At 69.2% G+C, this 5,967-nt stretch carries 3 protein-coding genes and 1 tRNA gene; 1 reads left to right on the forward strand and 3 read right to left on the reverse strand.

The features are described 5' to 3' along the window. The coding region (locus ACFWP7_RS37930) for a HAMP domain-containing protein (RefSeq protein WP_384391584.1) at positions 1–1,750 on the reverse strand (1,750 nt) is incomplete at its 3' end. A gap of 412 nt (positions 1,751–2,162) precedes the next feature. Between ACFWP7_RS37930 and ACFWP7_RS37935 the strand changes: the two genes are divergently transcribed. After that, positions 2,163–4,904 (forward strand): SpoIIE family protein phosphatase, encoded by a 2,742-nt coding sequence (locus ACFWP7_RS37935; RefSeq protein ID WP_384391587.1) that lies wholly within the window; start codon positions 2,163–2,165, stop codon positions 4,902–4,904. Positions 4,905–4,978: 74 nt separating this feature from the next. On the opposite strand, the gene ACFWP7_RS37940 is transcribed toward ACFWP7_RS37935, so the two are convergent. Together ACFWP7_RS37940 and ACFWP7_RS37945 are read right to left on the reverse strand one after the other, a co-directional pair. Beyond that, positions 4,979–5,054 (reverse strand) — tRNA-Thr (locus ACFWP7_RS37940). Positions 5,055–5,148: 94 nt separating this feature from the next. Beyond that, complete coding sequence (locus ACFWP7_RS37945; RefSeq protein ID WP_384391596.1) at positions 5,149–5,811, reverse strand: DegT/DnrJ/EryC1/StrS family aminotransferase; 663 nt, start codon at positions 5,809–5,811, stop codon at positions 5,149–5,151. Positions 5,812–5,967: the final 156 nt, after the last annotated feature.

Below are 5,967 nucleotides of genomic sequence, written 5' to 3' on the forward strand. Positions count from 1 at the left end.
ACAGGTCACCCCGGGCCACAGCAGTCGTGACCTGCGCGATCTGCCGTACCTGCGAGGTCAGGTTCCCCGCCATGAAGTTGACGGAGTCGGTGAGTTCCTTCCACGTACCCGATACGCCGTCCACCCGGGCCTGGCCGCCCAGTCGCCCCTCGGTCCCCACGTCGCGGGCCATCCGCGTGACCTGATCGGCGAACGAGGACAGCTGGTCCACCATCGTGTTCACGGTGTTCTTCAGCTGGAGCATCTCGCCGGAGACATCGACGGTGACCTTTTGCGAGAGATCGCCGTTGGCGACCGCCGTCGTGACCTGGGCGATGTTGCGGACCTGCCCGGTCAGGTTCCGGAAGGCCGTGTTGACGGAGTCCGTCAGGTCCTTCCACGTCCCCGCCGCACCCGGCACCTGCGCCTGCCCGCCCAGTTCGCCCTCGACACCGATCTCGCGCGCCACGCGCGTGACCTCGGCGCCGAACGACGACAGCTGGTCGACCATCGTGTTGACGGTGTTCTTCAGCTCCAGCATCTCACCGGCGACCTCGACACTGACCTTCTGCGAGAGGTCACCGTTGGCCACGGCCGTCGTCACCGCGGCGATGTCGCGCACCTGGGTCGTCAGGTTCCGGAAGACCGTGTTGACGGAGTCCGTCAGGTCCTTCCACGTCCCCGCCGCACCCGGCACGTTCGCCTGCCCGCCGAGCCGCCCTTCGCCACCGACCTCGTTGGCCACTCGCGTGACCTCGTCGGCGAACGTCCGCAGCGTCTCGGTCATCTGGTTGATGGTCTCGGCGAGCTGAGCGACCTCACCGCGCGCACTGACCGTGACCTTCTGTGACAGGTCGCCACTGGCGACCGCCGTCGTCACCTGCGCGATGCCGCGCACCTGGGCCGTGAGATTCCCGGCCATAAGATTCACCGAATCGGTGAGGTCTTTCCACACACCCGCCACACCCGGCACCCTGGCCTGACCGCCGAGCTCACCCTCCGTACCCACCTCCCGGGCGACTCGCGTCACCTCGGAGGAGAACGAGGAGAGCTGGTCGACCATCGTGTTGACGGTGTTCTTCAGCTCCAGCATCTCGCCAGCCACGTGAACCGTGACTTTCCGGGACAAGTCACCCTTGGCGACCGCCGTCGTCACGAGAGCAATGTCACGCACCTGAGCCGTCAGCCGGTACGCCATGGTGTTGACCGAATCCGTGAGATCCTTCCACGAACCGGACATACCGCGCACCCGGGCCTGCCCACCCAGCTTGCCCTCGGTCCCCACCTCGCTGGCCACCCGCGTGACCTCGTCGGTGAACGTCGACAGCTGGTCGACCAGGTTGTTGACGGTGCGCCCGACCTTGAGGAACTCACCGCGCAGCGGATGCCCGTTCCCGTCCGCGGCCTGCGCCCGCAGGTCCATCCGCGGCGACAGATCGCCCTCCGCCACCGCGGACAGCACCCGGCCGACCTCGGAGACGGGTCGTACGAGATCGTCGACGAGCGCGTTCGAGGCGTCGATCGCGGCCGCCCAGGACCCCTCGGAGGCCCCCGACTCCAGCCGCTCCGTGAGCTTCCCCTCACGCCCGACCACGCGCCGCACCCGTGAGAGCTCTCCCGTCAGATGCAGATTCCGGTCGGCCACCTCATTGAAAACCGCCGCGATCTCGGACATCACGCCGTCGCCGGAGACCGTGAGCCGCTTGCGGAAGTTCCCGTCCCGCATCGACACCAGGGCCGCCATCAGCCGGTTCAGCGCAGCCGTATCCACCTCGGTGGTGCCGTTGCGCGGTGGGCGCCGGTCTTTCAGGGACTGTCCGCCTTTTGCGCGCGTCTCAGTGCCCCGCGTCGCTGCGCCAGACTCCACTGTGTCCCTCCCACAAGGGTCGACCATCACTGCTTGGCGTACTCGGGTACTACTGCTCCGCTTGCCGACAGGCACTCACCCTGCCAGGACCTTCTCCTGAAGCTTGCCCAGTGTTTCACCATGCCTGAACCCGGCCATAACAGTTCGGCAGCTTCGCACACCGTCCGCACACCTCCGGGCGGAAACAGTGCAACCGGCATCCGCATGGACGGCGAAGGTAAGTAACCTTGCATGCGGCTGTCCAGCCATGCCGGTCCCGTCCGGCCTGGGCGGTGGCACGAGCACGAGCGGGCAGGCATCGGAGGGGCGCCGCACCATGACCACCGGACTGCATCCTGGGGGATCGCCCCAGGATCCCCGACCGACGGGGAACCACGCTCTGCCCCGGCAGGAGCGGGGCGGCCATGGAGCCCCGCATGCCGACAACCGGACGAGGAGTTCTGTGATCACCGCGCGCGCGGCCGCCAGTTTCGAGCCCGTGGGGCGATCGGTCGCCATCGCCCGTTCCTTCGTCCGTGACACCCTCCAGGGCTGGGGCTTCGCCGATATCGTCGACGACGCCGTGGTCCTCACCAGCGAGCTCGTCACCAATGCAGTCGTGCATGCGGGCACCTCCGCGGACGTGTTGTGTCTGCGCAGCGACGACGGCGTACGCATCGAGGTGGCGGACCGCTACCCGGAACGTGAAATTCCACTCCAGGGGACGGCTGTCAACATGGGCAGCCCGGACAACGAGGGGGGCCGCGGCCTCCAGCTCTGCGCCGCCCTGGCAAGCCGCTGGGGTGTCGAGTACACGCCCACCCAGAAACAGGTCTGGTTCCAGCTCGAACTCCCCGAACGCGCGGTGGGCACCCGGACCGCCGGTCCGGCCCTCCCTGCCGACCTCCTCCCGCTCGCCGACGGCCGCGTCCGCGTCGCGGTCGTCCAGATCGACCGCACCGGCGCGATCAACGCCTGGAACGAGGACGCCGAGGAGCTCTTCGGATACGCCGCCGAGCTGGTCATCGGCAAGCCGCTCACCGACCTCGCCGCCTGGCCGCACACCCCGGGCACCTCCACCGGCATCGTCGAGGCCCTCCAACTCTCGCGCTGGGAAGGCACGTACGGCATCCGCGGCGCCAGTGGCCGGGTAATTCCCGTCTACGCCTCACACCTTCGGGTCCGCGACACCGGCGGCGAGCCTTCCACGGTCTGCCTCCTCGTACGTGACCACGAACGCGCCGTCCTCCAGACCCCGTTGCGCGTATCGGCCACCGACACGACCACCAGCTCCGAGGGCCACGCCTCCGATCCCTTCGAGGTCTTCATCGGCTCCCCGGCGCCCGACGACCTGGACGGCCTCCTCCAGCGGACGGTGGAGCGCGCCCGCGACATGCTCGACGGAGACTCCGCCTTCCTGCTCCTGGCGACCGACGACGAAACGGAGTTGGAGGTACGAGCCTCGACGGGCCTCCCCTCCGCCCGCCAACGCTTCGCCCGCGTCCCCGTCGAGGCGGGCCCCGGCCGCTACGGCTCGGCCCGTATGCCCGCCGTCCACGAGGACCTGACGGTCGTCCCCGGCGCCGTCCCCCTCCTCAACGGCACCGGCATGCGCTCGGTCGTCACCGTCCCGCTGAAGGTCGAGGGCCGCCTCACCGGCTCCCTCGGCGTCGCCGCCGAGGGACCGGGCAGATACTCCAACGAAGAGGCCCTGCGCCTCCAGTTCGCCGCCGACCGCATCGCGCTGGCAGTGGAATCCGCCCGTCTCGGCGAGCTGGAACGCCTGCGCCGCGGCTCACTGTCCTTCCTCGTGGAGGCCTCCGACCTCCTCGCCGGCACCCTGGACCGCGACCAGACCCTGGCCCTCATGGCCCAGATGACGGTCCCGACCCTGGCCACCTGGTGCGCCGTCTACACCATCGCCGACCAGGCCTCCGACCCGTATCTCTCGTATGTCCTGCACGAGGACGAGGAACGCATCGACGGCCTCAAGGCCTTGCTGTCCACGATTTCCCCGCCGGACCCGGTCCCCACCCCGGGCGCCCGCGTCTGGGCCGCCCCCGCTGCGGCGGCCCACGAAGCAGCGCTGCGCACCTCCATGCGCAGCCTCGGCGAACGCGCAAAGCTCAGCTCGGGCATCGGCACAACTCTCGCCACGGCCGCGGCAGTTGGCGGCGAGACGGTCGTCCTCCCCCTGGTCGCCCGCAACCGCGTCATCGGCATGCTGACGCTGGGCAAGCCTTCGGACGAACACTTCCGCCAGGAAATCCTCGAACTCGCCGAGGACTTGAGTCGCAGGGCCGCCCTCGCCCTGGACAACGCCCGCCTGTACTCGGAGCGCATGGCCATCAGCCAGTCCCTCCAGCGCAGTCTCCTGCCCCCGGAACTCCCGCACATCGAGGGCGTCGAGGTCGAGGTCATCTACCGAGCGGCCGGCGAGGGCAATGAGGTCGGCGGCGACTTCTACGACCTCTTCCCGATCCGCGACGGCGCGTACGGCTTCGCGATCGGCGACGTCTGCGGTACGGGCCCGGAGGCGGCGGCGGTGACCGGCCTGGCCCGGCACGCACTCAGGCTGCTGGCCCGGGAGGGCTTCACCGGCCCGGCCGTCCTGGAGCGCCTGAACTCCGCGATCCTCGACGAGGGCGCCCGCAGCCGCTTCCTCACGCTCCTGTACGGCGAGTTGTGGCCGCAGGAGGACGGTTCGGCGCTCCTGAAGGTGGTCTGCGCCGGTCACCCGCTCCCCCTGCGCCTGCGCCAGGACGGCACGGTCGAACCGGCCGCCGATCCGCAGCCGCTCCTCGGCGTCATGGACGACCTGGAGCTCTACGAGCAGACCATCACGCTCGACCCGGGCGACGTCCTCCTCTGCGTCACGGACGGCGTCACCGAACGCCGCGAGGGCACCCGCATGCTCGGCGACGACGGCCTCACGGACGTCCTCACCACCTGCACCGGGCTCACCGCAGGCGCGGTGGCCGCCCGCATCATGCGCGCGGTCGAACGCTTCGCCTCCGACGCCCCGTCCGACGACATGGCGATTCTGGCGATGCGGGTTCCGGGCCTCCAGAAGGACTGAGCCACGGCTTCCAGGTACGACGCTTCGAGGTACGACAAAGGCCTCCGCCCGTAAGGGCGGAGACCTTTTGTTGCTGGAGCCCCCCAACGGAATCGAACCGTTGACCTTCTCCTTACCATGGAGACGCTCTACCGACTGAGCTAGGGGGGCCTGTCACCGTACGAGGTTTCCCTCCCGGCAACGGAATAGATCATACCCCGAACAGAAGCCTGCGCCCAACAAGTCCCGCTCGTTCAGCGCCGGATCAACCGGCGGGCTGGAGCAGTCCACCGAGCGCATTGCACGCGGACACGATCCGCTGCATCTCCCGCTTCGCCAACGTCCCGTCCACGGGCAGCGCGAGAGTGTCGTCCGCGGCCCGCTCGGTCACCGGAAGGCGCACGTCCCGACGGAATCCGGCCGTGCGGTGCACCGGCGTCTTCACCGGCACCCAGCACTCAACTCCCCTGGCCCGCACGGCCCGAGCGAAGGCGTCCCGGTCCGGCCTGCCGTTGCCCGGCACCCGCACGACGTACTGCTGGTACGTGTGCCCGTCACCGCCGTCCGGAGTCCTCACCCCGCGCAGCCGCGCGTCGAGGTACGCGGCCCGCGCCCTGCGCTGCGCGACCTCGTCGTACGGCAATTCGGACTCACCCTGCTCCAGCACCAACAGCCCGCGTCGCTGTCCGATCTCCCGCAACCGCACCACGTCGGCCGACCGCCCGAAGCGGTGTACGACGACGATGGCCGCCGTCTGCGGAGTCACGACTGCCTCGACCGCGTCGGCGTCAAGGCAGTACGTCGTCGGGTCGATGTCGGCGAAGACGACCGCCGCACCGGCCTGGGTGGCGGCCTCGGCGACATCGATGTTCCCGAAGGCCGGCACGATGACCTCGTCACCGGCTCCGACGCCTGCGGCCCCGAGCATTGCAGCAGTACCCATGTCAGGGATGGTTGCCGCGCAACGTGAATTTCAAGTGACGCAGAACAAAAAAGAGCTGGTCCCCGAACCGAAGTTCGGGGACCAGCTCTCTAAAGATAGTTCGGCGGCGTCCTACTCTCCCACAGGGTCCCCCCTGCAGTA

Source organism: Streptomyces sp. NPDC058470, from assembly GCF_042721055.1.
GTDB lineage: Bacteria > Actinomycetota > Actinomycetes > Streptomycetales > Streptomycetaceae > Streptomyces.